Annotated in this window: 17 protein-coding genes, 1 tRNA gene and 1 pseudogene; 2 read left to right on the top strand and 17 right to left on the bottom strand. The window is 40.2% G+C overall.

Annotation, left to right across the window (positions count from 1 at the left end; genetic code table 11):
• Positions 1–250: 250 nt before the first annotated feature.
• The 14 genes and pseudogenes from fabG to dusA all read right to left on the bottom strand — a co-directional run bounded on the left by fabG (position 251) and on the right by dusA (position 13,191).
• Positions 251–997: a 3-oxoacyl-ACP reductase FabG gene (gene fabG, locus D0T92_RS07200; RefSeq protein ID WP_151051549.1), complete on the bottom strand. Its 747-nt coding sequence runs from the start codon at positions 995–997 to the stop codon at positions 251–253.
• A 254-nt stretch (positions 998–1,251) separates the two neighbouring features.
• Positions 1,252–2,478, bottom strand: coding sequence for a nicotinate phosphoribosyltransferase (gene pncB / locus D0T92_RS07195; RefSeq protein ID WP_151051547.1), 1,227 nt, complete (start codon positions 2,476–2,478; stop codon positions 1,252–1,254).
• Positions 2,479–2,644: 166 nt separating this feature from the next.
• Positions 2,645–2,953 carry an Imm40 family immunity protein gene (imm40, locus tag D0T92_RS07190; RefSeq protein ID WP_191963617.1) on the bottom strand — a complete coding sequence of 103 codons (309 nt, stop codon included), beginning with the start codon at positions 2,951–2,953 and terminating at the stop codon, positions 2,645–2,647.
• Between the two features lie 221 nt (positions 2,954–3,174).
• Positions 3,175–3,483, bottom strand: a complete 309-nt coding sequence (locus D0T92_RS07185) for a hypothetical protein (RefSeq protein WP_151051543.1) — start codon at positions 3,481–3,483, stop codon at positions 3,175–3,177.
• 385 nt (positions 3,484–3,868) lie between these two features.
• The gene (locus D0T92_RS07180; protein ID WP_151051541.1) at positions 3,869–4,483 is read right to left on the bottom strand and encodes a hypothetical protein; all 615 of its coding nucleotides are present in this window, start codon (positions 4,481–4,483) and stop codon (positions 3,869–3,871) included.
• 223 nt (positions 4,484–4,706) lie between these two features.
• Positions 4,707–5,086 (bottom strand): annotated as a pseudogene (locus D0T92_RS11595) (RHS domain-containing protein); the annotation flags it as partial.
• Between the two features lie 202 nt (positions 5,087–5,288).
• Positions 5,289–5,744: an SEL1-like repeat protein gene (locus D0T92_RS07170; protein WP_151051538.1), complete on the bottom strand. Its 456-nt coding sequence runs from the start codon at positions 5,742–5,744 to the stop codon at positions 5,289–5,291.
• A 506-nt stretch (positions 5,745–6,250) separates the two neighbouring features.
• Positions 6,251–7,468, bottom strand: coding sequence for an aspartate kinase (locus D0T92_RS07165; protein ID WP_151051536.1), 1,218 nt, complete (start codon positions 7,466–7,468; stop codon positions 6,251–6,253).
• Between the two features lie 184 nt (positions 7,469–7,652).
• Positions 7,653–8,606, bottom strand: coding sequence for a nucleoside hydrolase (locus tag D0T92_RS07160; RefSeq protein ID WP_151051534.1), 954 nt, complete (start codon positions 8,604–8,606; stop codon positions 7,653–7,655).
• A 58-nt stretch (positions 8,607–8,664) separates the two neighbouring features.
• Positions 8,665–9,321, bottom strand: coding sequence for a membrane lipoprotein lipid attachment site-containing protein (locus tag D0T92_RS07155; RefSeq protein WP_151051532.1), 657 nt, complete (start codon positions 9,319–9,321; stop codon positions 8,665–8,667).
• Between the two features lie 176 nt (positions 9,322–9,497).
• On the bottom strand, positions 9,498–10,001 hold the full coding sequence (gene hscB / locus D0T92_RS07150) for a Fe-S protein assembly co-chaperone HscB (protein ID WP_151051530.1): 504 nt from the start codon (positions 9,999–10,001) through the stop codon (positions 9,498–9,500).
• 68 nt (positions 10,002–10,069) lie between these two features.
• Positions 10,070–10,519: a dihydroneopterin triphosphate diphosphatase gene (gene nudB, locus D0T92_RS07145; protein ID WP_151051528.1), complete on the bottom strand. Its 450-nt coding sequence runs from the start codon at positions 10,517–10,519 to the stop codon at positions 10,070–10,072.
• 29 nt (positions 10,520–10,548) lie between these two features.
• The gene (locus D0T92_RS07140) at positions 10,549–11,943 is read right to left on the bottom strand and encodes a mechanosensitive ion channel family protein (RefSeq protein WP_191963616.1); all 1,395 of its coding nucleotides are present in this window, start codon (positions 11,941–11,943) and stop codon (positions 10,549–10,551) included.
• Positions 11,944–12,174: 231 nt separating this feature from the next.
• On the bottom strand, positions 12,175–13,191 hold the full coding sequence (dusA, locus tag D0T92_RS07135) for a tRNA dihydrouridine(20/20a) synthase DusA (protein WP_151051526.1): 1,017 nt from the start codon (positions 13,189–13,191) through the stop codon (positions 12,175–12,177).
• A gap of 263 nt (positions 13,192–13,454) precedes the next feature.
• On the opposite strand from dusA, the gene lepA reads away from it, so the two are divergent.
• Both lepA and lepB read left to right on the top strand, forming a co-directional pair.
• Positions 13,455–15,248, top strand: a complete 1,794-nt coding sequence (gene lepA, locus D0T92_RS07130; protein ID WP_151051524.1) for a translation elongation factor 4 — start codon at positions 13,455–13,457, stop codon at positions 15,246–15,248.
• Entirely contained in the window at positions 15,248–16,258 is a 1,011-nt protein-coding gene (gene lepB / locus D0T92_RS07125; RefSeq protein ID WP_151051522.1) for a signal peptidase I, read from the top strand. Before lepA ends, lepB begins: the two co-directional genes overlap by 1 nt.
• Before the next feature lie 128 nt (positions 16,259–16,386).
• Here lepB and D0T92_RS07120 read toward each other — a convergent pair.
• The 3 genes from D0T92_RS07120 to D0T92_RS07110 all read right to left on the bottom strand — a co-directional run bounded on the left by D0T92_RS07120 (position 16,387) and on the right by D0T92_RS07110 (position 18,794).
• A tRNA-Ser gene (locus D0T92_RS07120) sits at positions 16,387–16,477 on the bottom strand.
• A 54-nt stretch (positions 16,478–16,531) separates the two neighbouring features.
• Positions 16,532–16,831: a hypothetical protein gene (locus D0T92_RS07115; RefSeq protein ID WP_151051520.1), complete on the bottom strand. Its 300-nt coding sequence runs from the start codon at positions 16,829–16,831 to the stop codon at positions 16,532–16,534.
• A gap of 55 nt (positions 16,832–16,886) precedes the next feature.
• Positions 16,887–18,794: an ATP-binding cassette domain-containing protein gene (locus D0T92_RS07110; RefSeq protein ID WP_151051518.1), complete on the bottom strand. Its 1,908-nt coding sequence runs from the start codon at positions 18,792–18,794 to the stop codon at positions 16,887–16,889.
• Positions 18,795–18,868: the final 74 nt, after the last annotated feature.

Below are 18,868 nucleotides of genomic sequence, written 5' to 3'. Positions count from 1 at the left end.
TATCGTGAATTAAATAATGATGTTTGCCGGAAATAGGGTTTGGATTATATAGCAAATCGGGACTACCCATGATAAAAGACTTTAAAAACATGTTTTTTGCATGGCTTGAAGTGGCATAAAACCACTTGTTATGTCACAAAAATTTATACAATAAATCTGTGCCATTGCTTTGTTTTATAGATGTAGATAAACAAAAGGCCGTCTGAAAAATAGATTCAGACGGCCTTTGAAGTTCGAGTAGTCTATTCACTTAGGGCATCAACATACCACCGTTGACGTGTAGGGTTTGGCCGGTAATGTATTTTGCCTGATCACTGGCTAAGAATAATACGGCATCGGCAATATCTTGCGCTTCGCCGAATTTGCCCAATGAAGTTTCTGCTTCAAAAGCCTTACGGGTTTCTTCAGGTAGGGCGCGGGTCATGTCGGTATCGATAAAGCCGGGGGCAACGCAATTCACGGTAATCCCACGGCTACCGACTTCACGTGCGATGGATTTGGAAAAACCGATTAAGCCGGCTTTGGCTGCCGCATAGTTGGCCTGACCGGCATTGCCCATCGCGCCGACCACGGAAGTAATGCTGATAATACGACCGTAGCGCCGTTTCATCATACCGCGTAAAACGGCTTTACTGGTACGATAAACCGATTTCAGGTTCACCTGCATAATGTCATCCCATTCTTCTTCTTTCATACGCATCAGCAGATTATCCCGGGTGATACCGGCGTTATTCACTAAAATATCTAATTGACCGTGTGTTTTTTCAATATCGGCAATCAATGCTTCAATACTGTTTTCTTCGGCAGTGTTCAAAACACGGCCTTCGCCTTTCCATTGTGCCATACGCTCGCCAATGGCGGTTGCACCGCTTTCAGACGTAGCCGTACCGATAACTGTGGCACCGGCAGCAGCCAGTGTGTCGGCAATAGCAGCACCAATACCGCGTGAAGCGCCGGTAACCAGCGCGATTTTTCCGGTTAAATCTTGTGAACTCATTATATTTCCTTCTATTTTGTTTATCGGGTTTCAGACGGCCTTGGCTGTTGAAACTAGCGGATAATTGTTTGGAAACGGCCTTATATCATAAATGGGCGGCTTTGCCAAAATATTGGCAATCCAAATATTTGCTGCCTACGATATGGTTAACCATGGATATCAAAAGTATTTTCAGACGGCTTGAATATCATGTTTATAAAAGCCGTTATCGGTTTAAGGCCGTCTGAATATTTATCTATTCAGACGGCCTGCTTTTATTGCTTACTATCTTCTGGTTCGGGTATTTCAAATACCTGCCGTAAATAAGCAAGGAAGGTATTGTTATCCGTCATAGTTTTGCCGGGACTGTCAGACAGTTTAGCCACAGATTGGCCGTTACATTCTACCAATTTCAATACGATATTGAGTGTGGTATGCCCTAAATCATTGGTAAGGTTGGTGCCGATACCAAAACTGGTTTTAAAACGGTTTTTGAAATAGAGGTGTAACGCCCATGATTTTTCAATATCAAGGCTGTCTGAGAAAGTCAGCATTTTGGTGCGGCTGTCAATTTTGAGTTTTTGATAATGGCGGTAGGCTTTATCACCCCAAACATACGGATCACCGCTGTCGTGACGGAGACCATCAAACAGTTTGGCAAAATAGAGGTCGAAATCACGCAGGAACGCATCCATACCAACTACATCGGTAAGTGCAATACCCAAGTCGCCACGGTATTCGCTTACCCATGCTTCAAGCGCGGCTTTTTGGAAGTCGCGCAGGCGAACATCAAGGGCTTGAAAGGCTTGTAAAAACTCGTGCGCCATGGTGCCGATTGGGGTGAGACCGAGTTTTTTGGCTAAATAAACATTACTGGTGCCGCGTACGATTTCAGGGGCTGCCGCATAAAGTGTTTTGATAACATGTTCCTGCCAGTCCAGGGTATAGCGGCGGCGGGTACCGAAATCAGAAATCAGAAATGGCGGATCGTTTGGATCTTGGATTTTTGCCAATTCTTTTAATCGTTCGGCCTTCGCTTGAAGCCTACGCTCGCCTTCAGCCAATACTTCCGGCGTTTCAAGACGGCGGAAATAAAGTTCGTTCACAATTGAAAGAATATAAATCTCGAAGAACATCGCCTGTATCATCGGCCCTTCGATTTTGATATGTAGTCGGCCTTCTTCATCGGTGCTGACGTTAACAAAACGGCGCTTGAGCTGGAAAAGCTCCATATAGTCGACAAAATCGCTTTTGATAAAGCGGAAGCTTCGCAAATAATCCAATTCGTCTTGGCTTAATTGCAAACGGCACAATTCATCAAGTTCGCGTTCCAAATCTTCACGGATTTCGGCCAGCGGATAAACGGTTTCATCGTTGTTGCGACAGCGGAATTCATAAACGCCGTGCGCTTGGGGAAATTTATGCAGGACAACCTGCAACATGGTGAATTTATATAAATCGGTATCGAGCAGTGATTGAATAATCGGAGCATGAGGTTTCATGATAACGGTTTTCTTGTTTGCTGAAATGGCATTAAACCATGTTTAAAAGCTTTTGTGGGGTTTTCGTTTAAAAGGGTGGTGTATGATTTATTTTTTCAGACGGCTTTGAGGGGGTGATAACACGTGCGTGCCTGAAGGCACACACGCTACCTGTGGAGCATACAGGCTACGGCTTGCATAGCCTCACAACAAATGAGACATATACATTTTTATTATTAAATGACTGCAAGTAACCCCTTGCTTTTATAATACTTTCAGCAGATGAATTGCCCTCATAATACCAGTTGTCATAAGTATGATTAAAATTTTTATCATCTACTTTTTCATATATATCTCCGCCTAATATTATTATTCCTAGTTCAAGGTAATAATTTATAGCGATAAGTGCAATGTTTTTTGGCAGAATAATTACACTTTCTCCTTTGTCATACAAACTTATACCATAATTTACATATATATTTAATAAATTATTCACTTTTAACCTTTTCCTATATATGAATCAGTTTTTCCAGTTTCCCCAGTGGTTTCTTTATTATTATTTTTATAGGCTATATAAAATATGAGATCATCTGAAAGGGTAGAATTGAGAGCGAATAACATATACGTACTTGAAATGCCCGATTACCTGTAGGGTTATATACAAATTAAGGCTTACTTAAGTTTTGCTTATATTGTCAGGCTTAGAAAAATTATTCATTAATTCATATGTAGTATATTCAATAAATTACAAATTAAACTTTTTGCATCTTTTTGATAATATTTTTTCCACTTCTTATGCCAGTCAGTAGGCTTTCCATCATCCTCCCAATCTGACAAAGCTAATGCGTTTAAAATTTCTAACTCATCCCAGCAATTTTTATATTTATCTGTGTCAATATTTTTTAAATATTTACGCTCAATATAATTCATTAAAAATTCTGTATTATTTACAAAAGATGCAAATAAAAAAAGATTTTCACTAGCTTTATTTGCTTCAGTTAAAAATTTATCTATAACAAATACCATATTATTTACTTTTATGTATAACAATTATAACCTTATCTTTTATTTATTGGTAACTACCATAATTTTGTTGATTTTATCATAATGAATGGTTGAATCATCTCTAATAGGGTTTTTGGTAGCTGTTTTAATTGTGTTTTCTATAAAATAAGGGATAACTCCTCTATCTTGCATTTTATATTAAAGCATGGCTTGAATACTCTCTGTTGTTGAGGCAGATGAATGGAAGGTTTAGCTGAAACGGTCTGCCGGTACTGTTGTAAATGCTGTAAAGGAGGCCGTCTGAAAGGGTTGGTTTGTTTCAGACTGCCTTGAGAGAGATAACTCGTACGTGCTTGTGGTTCTGTATACTACCTTAGGATTTTATGCTTAGGTTTTTTATTAACTACTATAAAGATTTTTGAATAATAGATAATTTTATTTTGTTGTTATTTAAATAATTTAATACCTCTTTATTGTTGATATCAAACTTAAAATAAATTTTTTGTTGTTTTAATGAGGGTGGTATAAAAAAACTTTCAGATTCAAAACCAATAACAAATGGCTGACGGGAGTCATCTTGATAAATAACTGTCCCGGCACTCCATGAGGTATTTTGACTTTGATACAGATGAAAACTTTTATATATTTGATTAGAATTTTTTGTATACATATATATTTTTGTATTTTTTATATGTTTCATCATATTTTCAAATTCTATAATATCTTTCTTATTTGATTTATATGGATAAAGTTCAAATTTTAATTGATATATAATATTTCGATTGAATTCAATGGCTATTAAATTTTTATTTTTGAATTTAAAGTTACTAGATACTTTTTGTTTATAAGTTGTACCATCTATTAATAGCCAAGTTAATCCATTTATATCTCTATAATTTGATGTGTAAAAAATACCAAAAACAATAGCCAATAAAAATATAATAATTAAAAAATATATTTTATTAAGTAAATATATTATTAATAGAATAGTTATTAATAATACAAATATAAGTATAAGCATTGCTTCTCTCCACTTTGTATGCTTCCATTACTTTATTTACTCATTGTTGGCAATTACTTATAAATAAACTATATTTATCATTTTTCTAATTTTCATTAATGATTTCTCTTAATAAATTATCATCTTTTACTTCATATATCAAACCAACCATAATTTTCAGTTTTTGAAAGGTCTGATGTGGCTGTATGATTACCAAAAAATATTTGTTGATGAGCAATAATAGTTCCCAATACTGGTTCTGAAGCCTAAACAGTTGATGTACGAGTGGATAAACCCGTTCGTCTTTATTAAGTTTACCCCAGGCGGTGTATTGCCATACCATAACAGATTACCGAACTGACCTGTCATTTCTCTAGGAATACCGATTTTGTCGTTATGGAAATAGGCTAGGTATTGCTGCTCATCTTGATTGTTAAAGAATAACTGTGCTAAAGGTTCGTAGGAATTTTGGTCGGTGTAAATGTAGGTATAGTTGCCTTTATAGATGTATTCCTGTAACAGGCAGCTGCTATCCCAAACAAAATGAGTGCGCTTCGGATGGGTGGATTGTAACGCGTCTTTGTCGGTTCTTTCTTTGCTTAAGCGTCTGCCGATTTTGTCGTACACATTGTTTAGTTTGCTGTTGTTTTGCAGAGTGGGGTTGGCGGTGGCAGTCGTAGTCGAGGCGGTAACGATCGATATGTAACACTTAAAGGGCTGACGCCTTTTGAAGTATTAGAGGCTTATTTTATCAACCCAATGTGTAAACTACACAGCAATTTTCTACATATAATGATTGATTTAACTCTTTTATTTATGCTTACAACTATATTTGATTGTTCATTTCTGACTTTATTTCATCAATAAATTCATCCGGATCAATAAATTCGTCTAAATTTGAAATGCCGTTTTTTTTAGCTTCCTGGGCCCAAAATAAAGCTTCTTTATATAACTTCTTATTAAAAAAACTCTGAGAAACTCTGTATTGTGCACGTACATCTCCATTTCTGGCGCCAATAAGTAAATATTTAAGTGCTTCATCATTATTTTTATTAATTAAAGTGAAGTATTGAGATAGTTGGAAGGCAGCATTGATATCTCCTTTTTCTGCTAGTTTTTTCAATTTTACTTGTGTTTTTTTATCTAAAAAATAGATACTTCCAGTTGATATAGGGGTAGACATTTTAATAGTATCCTTGTCATTTGAGAATTGGTGTTCGTTTTGAGCAGATACGCTATTAAAAGTAATATTTATCAGCAGTAAAAATAGTAAATATTTCATTTTACAATCCTTTTACTTGTATCTATTTATTTTTTGTGGGTTAAAACTTCTCATAATTCCAGGTTGATTGGTATCTTGACTCCCATCTGTTTTCATACCTATTGGGACCAATTTCCCATTGCTGTAATACCATAAATATTGATTAGGGGCTCTAACCGTGGTATTCAATTCGTTAGCAAGTTGCTGAATAATAGAATTTTGGGCTAACGTAGATTAGTAAACAAGTTAGACTCAAAAGATGAAGATAACTCGTTGCAAATTAAGAAAATCTACTCAGAAAAACTGCTGAAATTTTTTGCGCTGGAAGAGACCTTTACAAAAATATACTATTAACGAAATTTGACGCATAAAAATGTGTTGAGAGATGTACAACTAACTAAAAACTTTCTAAATTTGAATGTATATTTGCTCATAAGAAAACTGCACCTTAATGGGTTGGAGAAGTCCAACTTTTGGGGTGCAGTTCAATTTTCAGACGGCCTTGTTTTTTAATATTAAACTTGGCTTTAAGCTAAATCAAATGCTTTATGCAGCACACGGGTAGCCAATTCCATATATTTTTCATCAATCAATACGGAAACTTTGATTTCGGATGTGGAAATCATTTGAATATTGATACCTTCTTCAGCCAGTGTGCGGAACATTTTGGATGCAACACCAACATGAGAGCGCATACCCAAGCCAACAATGGAAACTTTACATACGGTATCGTCACCATCTATTTCAGCGGCACCAATGCTGTCTCTTAGACCATTAAGAAGGTCTAATACCGGTTTATATTCACCTCTTGGTACGGTAAACGAGAAGTCGGTCGTTCCTTCCGCACCAACATTTTGAATAATCATGTCCACTTCAATATTCGCTTCTGCAACCGCACCTAAAATTTGATAAGCAACGCCTGGTTTGTCGGGAACTCCGCGTACGTTAACACGTGCTTGGTTTTTATCAAATGCAATACCGGAGATGGCAGCTCTTTCCATATTATTATCCTCTTCAAAGGTGATTAGTGTACCTTCGCCGCCTTCCTGAAGGCTGCTTAAAACGCGCAGGCGTACTTTGTATTTACCGGCAAATTCTACCGAACGGATCTGTAAAACTTTTGAGCCCAAACTCGCCAATTCCAACATTTCTTCAAAAGTAACCGTGTCAAGGCGGCGGGCTTCGGGAACAACACGTGGGTCGGTGGTATAAACACCGTCAACGTCGGTGTAAATTTGGCATTCATCCGCTTTCAATGCGGCAGCTAGAGCTACGGCCGAAGTATCGGAACCACCTCGTCCTAATGTGGTGATATCACCTTGACTATTTACACCTTGGAAACCGGCAACGATAACTACTTTACCTTCTTTCAAATCACTTCGCATTGCTTCGTCATCGATTTCTTCAATACGGGATTTCGTGTGGGCATTGTCGGTTTTAACGGCAACTTGCCAGCCTGTATAGCTTTTGGCCGGTACGCCGATATTTTTTAAAGCCATGGCCAATAAGCCGATAGTCACTTGTTCGCCAGTAGAAAGAACCACGTCTAATTCACGTGGATCGGGGAAATCTTGCATTTCATGTGCCAATGCTACCAGACGGTTGGTTTCACCACTCATGGCTGAGACCACCACAACTACGTCATGCCCTTCGGCATGGGCTTTGGCAACACGGTTGGCTACATTTTTAATTCGTTCGGCAGAACCTACTGAAGTACCACCGTATTTTTGTACGATTAACGCCATTGTTTCGTGCTTTCTTTTTTAAATTTTTGAGTTATAACAGTTTGATATAGTAGAGCTAGAATTAAACTTCAGTCGATTATTTTTAAAGCGTAATATTATCACCAGTTTTTTGGCATAAAACAAGATTTTAAAATGGTGATATTTTAATAAAGAGGCCATTTAATTACGGTATGCAAACTATCCATTAGGGAAGATATCGAATAGATTCGGCTAATTCAGCAAACATTTTATCTGCATCAACTTGTGTTACCCAATAGGCATTGGCAGATTTTCCGGTGCTGTTCCACCAATCAACAACACATGCTCCCATTGTTAGCTCACTTTGTGTTTCAACAGCAACATGACAATTTTTACCACTAAACATTTCAGGAAAGACCGCACAAGTAATGGCACACGGGTCATGCAAAGGCCCGCCGTCAAGGCCGAATTTTTGTATATCAAAGCGTTCATAACTTTGCAATATGTCGGCCAAACGGGAACCGTTAATATTATCCTGTTGGCGTAAAACATCCATACGCTTTGTCGTAATACAGGCTTTATGAGTAACATCTAAGGGTAAAATAGTAATAGGCACGCCACTTTGTAATACGATTTGGGCGGCATGGGGATCGACATAAAAATTAAATTCGGCTGCGGGGGTAATATTGCCGGCTTCAAAATAATTACCACCCATTAAAACGATATTTTTAACAGCACGAACGATATCGGGAGCAAGCGTTAAGGCTTGAGCGATATTGGTTAACGGGCCGATAGGGCAGATAGTAATACTGGCATCATCTGCTTTGCGTAAGGTATCTATGAGAAAAGGAACAGCATGGACGGGTTGCAACGGACATTCGGGATCATGTAATTCAACACCATCCAGTCCCGTTTTTCCGTGTACTTCTTCGGCGGTTACTAAGGGACGCAATAGCGGTTTGATAGCACCTGCATAAACAGGAAAATTTTTTTCACCCGCCCAATCACAGATAATTCTGGCATTGGTTGCCGTATGGTGTAAGTCAACATTCCCTGCCACTACTGTTAGTGCAATAAAGTCTATCAGACCACGCTTTGCCAGTCCGTGTGCCATAAGAATAGCAGCAGCATCATCTTGACCGGGATCGGTATCGATAATTAGCCTTGGCTTTGTGCTCATGATAACTCCTTGCTGTTTTAAAACACTATTAATATTTTATGTCGGGTATCGGCAAAGTTTATTGTATCAATCCGCTTTGTTGCTCATCTTCTGTAAAACCATCATTATCCAATTTTTTTAATTTATTTAAAGCGGCTTCATACTCATTTCGTTTTAGTTTTGTTAAGCTAATACGCCAAGAGCTCCGACCATTTTCGTTAATGAGCTTAGCTGTCCATAAACCGTCTTCATAAAATCTTTTTAATATGATTTGCGACAGTGTTTTTATATCAGCATCTGGATTAGATATTCCAATGAATCTGCCAATACGATTATTCCGTAAATCCACGGCTTGATCCGCGGCGAAACGGCTAAAGTATTTGACTTTAACTTCTCGTACGGAAGGATCCGTTTCATAGGCATTACCAATTTCTTCTGCAATTTCTGGACCGAATTGAGAAGAAATTGCTGCCTGCCAAAGTGTATGGCGAAAGGCGTTTACCTGTGTACCCCGTCCTCCACCGTTTGCTTGATCGTCTAAGCCGATTCGGGTCGAGATACGAGTAGAAATGCTGGTAATATTAGAGGATTTTTCATTTTTCAAACCAATGGCTTGTGCTGCAATTGGGTGTGCTGCTGCAAAACGAAGAATGCGGCTTTGCCGACTTTCATCTTGATATATATTGCAGGCCGACAAAGCGAGTGCGGCAGTAATCAGTAAAGTAATCCGTTTCATTTTTTCCACTGTATTAAAATTAAATGTATCAGGTTAATCAAAATAACTGCAAAATTATTGAATTTTATAATTAATTTAAAATTGGTGAAATTCCAGTATTGGATTTGTAATAATATGGTTAGTATAAGTTTACCTGATTTATAATATATTTATAATACTTTTTACAACTTGTTTGATTAAGATAAGGCAATTTGTATTTCATTATACAATTTATCTAAAAATCGACTTTGTCTGACATATTTGGCTGCATCGTCATATTGCTCTTCAATAAAAGCAGTTTTAAGTAAGTTATATAACTTTTGTTGTGCTGTTGCGATTTCTGTTTGAAGGTCATTTAGACGGGTTTGATTTTTTTCTGCCCGTGCTTCTTCTAGTGTTTCCCGCCATTCCATCTGTTGCATCAGGAATTCAGGTGCATAAGAGGTATGTTCCGGTGCATCAGCATCTATCCCTTTTTGTTGGAGCAAATAGGCGGCTCTGTCAGTTGGATTTCTTAAAATACGGTAGGCTTCATTAATTGTTGATGCCATCATCATGGCTTGTTTTTGATCGAAAGTGGATGCCGCTGCAAATTTATCCGGATGGAAGCGGGCTGCAAGCGCGTGATAGGTTTGTTCAAGCGTTGAAACGTCAATATCGAAACGCTCTTCAAGTTGAAATAAAGTAAAATATTGGCTCATAGCTCTTAAAAATGGTTCAAAATACCGTAGGGGTTTACATTTTTTAAAATTATCCTATAAAACGAATATTAAAACAAATGCTTATGCAAATTTAAAATAGCCATTTTATTAGAAGGTGAAAATACTTTATCTGCGGCTTCTTTGACGGGCATCCAATCATAAGCTGTATGCTCTTTAGGGTTAAGCTTAATCGGGCTATTACGACTTATTTTTGCAGAAAACACATGTTCCGTATTGTGCGTCACCCCTTCAGGATAACGGTGCCGCCAATGCTGGTAAATCTCATATTGGCTGCTTTCGTTCCAGTCTATTATTTGAGTATCTGGCAATAGAATGCCTGTTTCTTCATAGACTTCTCGAATAGCCGTTTCAATAAGCTGCTCATCAGGTTCTATACTACCGGTAACGGATTGCCAAAAGTTTTGGTAATCCGCCCGTTTAATAAGTAGTATATTGCCATTACCGTCATGCAAAACAACCAATACCGAGATAGGTTGTTTTAATGGTTTTTGAGACATGATATTTAACCAATATTTCTCAGGTTGGGTTAGGCATCTGGATGGTTAGCAGATTGTATTGGTTGAGATGCTTGAGTATTAACCGAACCATCCAATGCTTGATATTCATTAAGAATACGTACTTCCCTTTGTGGGAACGGAAACTCAATACCTTCTTCGTTAAATCGCTGCCAAATAGAAAATAAGATATTGGAAAACAGTAAAGAGAATCCGTTTTCAGGATCTTTGACCCAAAAACCAATGCGTAAATCAATGCCGTTGTCGCCAAACCCCAATACCAGTGCTCTAGGAACGGGTGAGGTGTCTACACGATCTTGTGCCGCGGCACACTCTTCTAAAATCTGCATTGCCTGAGTAAGATCGGTTGAATAAGCCACTTGGACATCTAAATTCTGCCATAAAGAATTGCTACTGTAAGACTCGTTAATAACAGTAGATGTTACGAAAGTTTCATTCGGAATCAATGCTTCTGATCCGGTAAGGCTTTTAAGTACGACAAAGCGGGAAGTGATTTTGGTGACATAACCAGTAAAACCATCAACGGTTAAACGGTCTCCGGGGCGGATTGAGCGGTCTCCTAAAATAATAAAACCGGAAATATAATTACTGGCTACTTTTTGCAAACCGAAACCGATACCGACACCGACGGCACCACCGAATACGGATAACACGGTTAAATCAATACCAACTAACGGCAGAGCAATCAAAACCGATAAGATAACCATTGCAGTTTTGATTATTTTGGATAATACGATACGTAGGTTAATGTCAAGGCGGGTACTGGCCATTAATCTGGCATCAATAAAACGTGCTGCCCATAATGCAAGCACTAGAATAACAATAACCCATATTAGCCCTGTAAGTATTGTGTAGAGGTTCAAAGTAGACGAACCAATAGGGAATTCAATTGATTTTAATCCGTTAATAATAATTTTATCGATACTGGATACCCAAAGTACAAAAGCTAACCAAAGCGCACCGGATAAAAATCTTTCTAACCAATCTGTCATTTTATTATTGGGTAGTGCGGCATGAAATATGGCTAAAGCAACCCGAATCAAAATCATCCATCTGGAAGCCATTGCCAGCAACTGTAACCATAGAGCACTTTTTCCTGAAAGGCTCCATGCGGATAGTACAATAATTGAAGTTACCAGCATCATGAATGGCCAAAGGATGCGTAGTACAACATGATGTAAAAAGCCCCATTTGCCTGATTCGGAAAGCGGGTATTTTTTTGCCAGATAGCCAGATAGCCAAAAAGTCAAAATCATAATTCCGGCAACAATGGCGAGTTCAATCCAGCCCTCTGTACTACTAAAGCTACGTTCCAATAGTTGTGAAGTAAATTTTTGTCGGGCAAATAAACTTAAAATACCCGAGTGCTCAAGAATTTGATGTGCAGTTGAAGATACGTTTGACATAGTGTGTAATGAAAATTTTAAAATAAATAAAGAGGGGGATTATAGCTTAAATTAAGCCATTCGTTTATTGAGGCCGTCTGAATGGATAAAGAAAAAAGTAGTTTTTACATTATCACTATTTGTGAAGTCATTGGTATATCAAGATAAATATAATTAAATAAGCAGTAACATGGCTTTGTATATTATTTATCCTGCTATGTTTCAGACGGCCTTAGTTGGAGATGCAGATATTTATAAAATTTCGGTTGTGCGGCTATTGGCATTTTTCACTTCCTGCCAAGCTTCTAAAATCAGACTACCGTCATTGTTTTTTAACAAGTTAGCATCCGAAAGCATGCGCCGCCATATACGGGCTTTATTCAAGCCGTGCATCAAGCCAAGGGCATGGCGGACAATGTGGGGTAGGATAACGCCGTTACCGGCCTTGATTTTCAGACGGCTATATTGAAAAAGCCTTTCTACCAACTCTTCGTATTCGATTGGCCGCCCGCTATCGCCATAAAACAGTCTGTCCCAATCGCGCATAACCATCGGATTATGATATGCCTCACGGCCAATCATCACGCCGTCTACATATTGCAGATGTTCGGCAATTTGCTCATTGGTGGTAATGCCGCCGTTAATAATGATTTCCAATGTTGGGAAATCACGTTTTAGTTGGTAAATATATTCGTATTTTAAAGGCGGGATTTCCCGATTTTCTTTCGGAGACAAGCCGTCCAGCCAAGCATTGCGTGCGTGTACGATAAAAGTACGGCATGCGGTTTTTTCTGAGAGGGTACCGACAAAATCCCGTACGCTTTCGTATTCGGTTTGACGGTCAACACCAATGCGGTGTTTAACCGTAACCGGAATATCCTGCGCGGCATCCTGCATGGCATTCACACAATCGGCAACCAAGCTGACTTCATTCATTAAGCAGGCGCCGAAGGCTCCTTTTTGAACCCGTGGGCTGGGGCAGCCGCAATTCAGATTAATTTCATTGTAACCATACCCGCTTGCGATGGCAGAAGCTTTAGCCAAATCATGAGGATCGCTACCCCCTAACTGCAGAGCAAGCGGTTGTTCACCGTCATTAAATGCCAAAAAACGATCCGCATCACCATAAATAATGGCGCCGGCATTAATCATTTCGCTGTAAAGCCATGTGTGTCGGGTAATTTGGCGGGCCATATAACGATAGTGAGTGTCCGTCCAATCGAGCATTGGGGCAACTGAGAGACGGCGGGGAGGAAGTGCTTCAGGCATAAAAGTAATAGGCAAAATAAAATGTGAACGGGCGCATTATAAGTTTTTTTATTCGGCAGATACAGTGTAAAGCCCGATTGTTATTCAGATAAAGTGGAATATTTTGGTTTATATGGCTGCTTAATGCTGTTTGAATTAGCAGAAATCACTTTTTTCAGCTAAAATATGCCGCTATTTCTTTCCGATTTATCAAGCCGTCTGAAAAGGGCTTTTAACTTTTTCAGACGGCCTCACACAGAATAAAAAGCAGCATGTCTAATTCAATGAAAAATATTAGAAATTTCTCTATTATCGCCCACATCGACCATGGTAAATCCACTCTGGCCGACCGCTTTATCCAATATTGCGGCGGTTTGGATTTGCGCGAAATGAGCACGCAGGTGCTGGATTCAATGGAAATTGAAAAAGAGCGCGGTATTACCATTAAAGCACAGACTGCCGCTCTGAATTACACTGCCAAAGATGGCCAAACCTACCGGCTTAACTTAATCGATACCCCCGGACACGTCGATTTCTCATACGAAGTATCCCGCTCGCTTTCAGCCTGCGAAGGTGCTTTATTGGTGGTCGATGCTTCGCAAGGTGTTGAAGCGCAAACCGTCGCCAACTGCTATACCGCGATTGATTTAGGCGTCGAAGTCGTGCCCGTATTGAATAAAATTGATCTGCCTGCTGCCGACCCCGATCGGGTATCGCAAGAAATTGAAGACATTATCGGTATTGACGCGACAGAGGCAGTTAAATGCTCGGCTAAAAGCGGCTTGGGCGTCGAAGATGTGTTGGAAGAAATTGTTGCCAAAATTCCGGCGCCCGAAGGCGATGAAAATGCACCATTACAAGCGATGATTATTGATTCGTGGTTTGATAACTATGTCGGCGTTGTGATGCTTATCCGAGTGAAAGAAGGCCGTCTGAAATTAAAAGACAAGCTGCTGTTTATGAGCACTAAAGCGGAAACTCAAGTCGAGCAATTGGGGATTTTCACGCCTAAATCGGTTCAAAAACAAGAATTATCCGCCGGTGAGGTGGGTTTCTTGATTACCGGCCTGAAAGAGCTGCATACCGCCAAAGTCGGCGATACCATCACCTTAGCGGCCAATCCGGCGGAAAAACCGTTACCGGGTTTCCAAGAAGTGCAATCTCAAGTTTTTGCCGGACTTTATCCGGTAGAAAGCCACGACTACGAAGCCTTGCGCGATGCGCTGGAAAAATTACAGCTTAACGATGCCTCATTAAAATTCGAACCGGAAGTTTCCCAAGCTCTAGGCTTCGGTTTCCGTTGTGGTTTCTTAGGTTTGCTGCACCTTGAAATCGTTCAAGAACGGTTGGAACGTGAATTCGATATGGATCTGATTACCACGGCGCCGACTGTGGTTTATGAGGTGTTATTGAAAAACGGCGAAAAAATAGAAGTGGAAAACCCCTCCAAATTGCCTGATATCGGCACTATCGAAACCATCTTCGAGCCGATTATTACGGCAACCATTTTGGTGCCGCAGGAATATGTCGGTGCCGTGATGACTTTATGTAATCAAAAGCGCGGTGTTCAGCAAAATATGCAATACATGGGGCGGCAGGTTATGCTGACTTATGATTTGCCGATGAACGAAGTCGTTATGGATTTCTTCGACAAATTAAAATCCACTTCGCGCGGCTATGCTTCATTAGATTACGAATTTAAAGAATTTCAGGCGGCCGATCTGATTAAACTCGATATTATGGTGAATGGTGAAAAAGTGGATGCGTTAAGCTTGATTGTCCACCGTTCCAATGCCGTATATCGGGGGCGTGAATTGGCGGCGAAAATGCGTGAGCTGATTCCGCGCCAAATGTTTGATATTGCCGTTCAGGCGGCCATAGGCAGTCAGATTATCGCCCGTGAAACCGTTAAAGCCCTGCGTAAAAACGTATTGGCGAAATGTTATGGCGGCGATATTACCCGTAAGAAAAAGCTGCTTGAAAAGCAAAAAGCCGGTAAACGCCGTATGAAGCAGGTGGGCAATGTGGAAATTCCGCAAAGTGCATTTTTGGCTATTTTGCAAGTGGGGGATAAATAATGACGAACAGCCTGTTATATGGTGCGATTGCTGCTTTTATTATCGGCTTATTGATGTTTGCGAAGAGTAATAAAGAGCGTGAAGAAACCGGCGAGTGGAGCAATAGCCTGCAATGGGGTTATTTGCTGATGATGGTCGGCGTTTTCGGGATGCTTTCTGCCTTTATGAGCTTTACCGCCGTTTTATTGATCTTTGTTTTGTTTACCGGGGTGGTTTGGTTTATTCACAAAAGCCGTCTGAAAAAACAGGCCGGGCAGGCACGCGCAAATCACTTTTTCGATTATATGAGCGGTTTTTTCCCGATTATCTTATTGGTATTCGTATTGAGAACCTTTGTGGCAGAACCCTTCCAAATTCCATCTAGCTCTATGCGGCCTGGTTTGGTTGTAGGTGATTTTATTTTGGTGAATAAATTTGCCTACGGTATCCGCACACCGATTATCAATAATGTTTTGATTCCTACCGGCAAAGTAGAACGCGGCGATGTAATTGTGTTTAATTATCCGGAAGACACAAAAATCAATTATATTAAACGGGTTGTCGGACTTCCCGGTGATACAGTTGAATATAAAGATAAGGTCTTAACGGTGAACGGGGTTGAGGAAAAAGATATTCCCGATGGAATGTACCGTTATCCGGAAGATCAGAATCCCGAAATAACACGCGAAGCACAATATTATCAATCCAATTTGGATAACCGTGAGTTTGCCGTATTAAAAATGGAAGGTTTTCCGTCTGTAGATATCGGTTCGCTGAATTTTGTACAACGCCGCATGGAAGATGCTGGCATTGATAGCGGCTTGGCTGAAAACTGCCGTTATGCCGAAGATGGCAGCGGTTTTGTATGCAAAGTGCCGGAAGGAAGCTATTTCGCTTTGGGCGACAACCGCGACGGCAGCTCCGATTCGCGCTATTGGGGCTTTATCGATGACAGATTGGTTGTCGGCAAAGCTTTCCTGATTTGGATGAATTTCAACGATATGAGCCGTGTTGGTCAAACTATTCATTAAATCACTCTTTAAAATAAAAAAGCCGAAGGTTATCTGATTTTTTCAGACGGCCTTCGGCTTTTTATTGGATATTTTGTTTTGAATGGCTAAATAAAAATCCCAAGCTTTGGTGCTTGGGATAAGGTATCTGGCAGAGAGGAAGGGATTCGAACCCTCGATACGCTATGAACGTATACACGCTTTCCAGGCGTGCGACTTAAACCACTCATCCACCTCTCTATGGAAGGTCGGATTATACGGTGTTTATTTTATACTGGCAACATGCGTTTTTGTCTAAAACGCCCCGAAATAATGAAACAAATAAACAATAAATACCAATAAGGGCAAAAATAGAACGGTGGTTTGTTTGGCCAAGGCATTTTCGTTTTTCAAACGATGCTTGATTACCTCAAATAAAACAAACTTAAATAGAAAAACGATTTCACAGGCAATGGCAATACCGAAAATTAAATAATCTGCCTGATCATGCGGTTCGGTTAAAACCGATACTGCAATGGTGGCCGCAGGAATGAGACAGATAACCAGCCAACGAATCAGCATATTTTTTGACGTTTTTATTGCGTTATTTGCCATATCTAAATCACTTTTTCATCAATTGAGAAAAAATGGCCGCTGGTGGGTTAACTCTCTATGCGATGCCATTTTGCTTGTTTTCCAATAGCTCCCAACGTTCCAGCTTTTCCAATAGTTCCATTTCGATTTCTTCGGCACGGTTTTGTAGTGTGCCGGCTTTTTCGTAATCTTTGAAAATTTCAGGATCGGAAAGTTGGCTGTTGATTTGTGCCTGCTCGTTTTCTAAGGCCGCAATTTCTTCAGGCAGGGCATCTAATTCACGTTGTTCTTTATAGGAAAGTTTAACCGTTCGATTGGCTTTGGATTTGTTTTTAGCAGGTTGGTTATCAGCGGTTGGCGTGCTTGCAGCCGTCTGGATACTTTGTTCCCGCTGTTTGGCATCCATATAATCCTGATAGCCGCCGATATATTCTTTCAGACGGCCTTCACCTTCAAAAACAATGCTTTGTGTGATTACATTATCCAAGAACATCCTATCATGGCTCACTAGGAAAACGGTGCCCGAATAATCGCGCAACAGCTCTTCCAATAATTCTTGGGTGTCAATATCCAAATCGTTGGTCGGTTCGTCAAGCACCAGTATATTGGCTGGGCGGGTGAATAGTTTGGCCAACAACAGGCGGTTGCGCTCGCCGCCGGAAAGCGAAGAAACAGGGCTTTGGGCGCGGGCAGGGTGAAATAAAAAGTCTTCCAGATAGCTCATTACATGTTTTTTCTTACCGCCGACTTCCACATAATCATTACCTTGGCCGAGGGTATAAAACACAGTATCGTTTTCATTGAGTGCGCTTCTGAACTGGTCGAAATAAGCGACTTCCTGCTTGCTGCCCAAACGGATTTTACCGCTATCAGGTTGCAATTCGCCGAGTATCAGTTTTAAGAAAGTGGTTTTGCCGATACCGTTCGGGCCGATTAAACCGATTTTGTCGCCACGTTGGATAATGGCGGAAAAGTCTTTCATAATCACTTTATCGCCATACCCGAATGAAGCATGTTCCAATTCGGCAATAATTTTGCCGCTTTTCTCGCCGCTATTGAGTTTGAAATTAACCTGTCCCTGCCGTTCACGGCGTGCGGCACGTTGTTTGCGCAATTCTTCCAAACGTTTAACACGCCCTTCATTTCTTGTACGGCGGGCTTCTATGCCTTTGCGTATCCATGCTTCTTCTTGTGCATGGAATTTATCAAACAAACGATTGTGCTCGGCTTCTACCGCCAATTCTTCGGCTTTTTTCTCGGTGTATTTGGAAAAACTGCCGGGGTAAGAGCGTAAAGTGCCGCGATCGAGTTCGACAATACGGCTGGCGGTATTATCGAGAAAACGGCGGTCGTGGGTAATCACAATCAAGCTGCCGCTGAATTGTTGTAATAAATTTTCCAGCCAGATAATGGCTTCAATATCAAGGTGGTTGGTCGGCTCGTCGAGCAATAATATATCCGGTTTTTGCACCCATGCCTGTGCCAGTGCGACACGTTTTTTCTGGCCGCCGGAAAGATTGCCGATACGCTCGTTTTCAGGCAGTCCTAATTCGCTAATGGCTTGCTTGATGGCGGCATCAAATTGCCAACCGTCGTGCGCTTCGATTTCGGTTTGTAATGTATGAAGTTCTTCTAATAATTTTTCATCATTGCCGTTTGCCAGTTGTCGGCTGACTTGGTGGTAACGGCTGAGGAGGTTATGCAGTTTACCCAATCCTTCCGCGACCACATCAAACACATAAGCTTCGGCATCAAAGAAAGTTTCTTGGGGCACATAAACGGTTTTTAAGCCGTTTTGTAAGATTAATTGGCCGTCATCCGGTTTTTGAACGCCTGCTAAAATTTTTAAAAATGATGATTTTCCTGCCCCGTTTCGTCCGATAAGACCGACTTTTTCACCGCTATCGAGTTGAAATGAGGCTTTGTCGAGTAGGGCGACATGGCCGACGGCAAAGGAAAGGTTTTCTGCTTGCAGGATATTCATAATTTTTTCGGATAATAAAAGTACTATATTTTAACTGATTTTAAAACAACAGGCCGTCTGAATATTCAGACGGC

This window comes from Neisseria zalophi (assembly GCF_008807015.1).
GTDB classification, from domain to species: domain Bacteria; phylum Pseudomonadota; class Gammaproteobacteria; order Burkholderiales; family Neisseriaceae; genus Neisseria; species Neisseria zalophi.
This window is presented reverse-complemented; position numbering and strand designations above follow the sequence as displayed.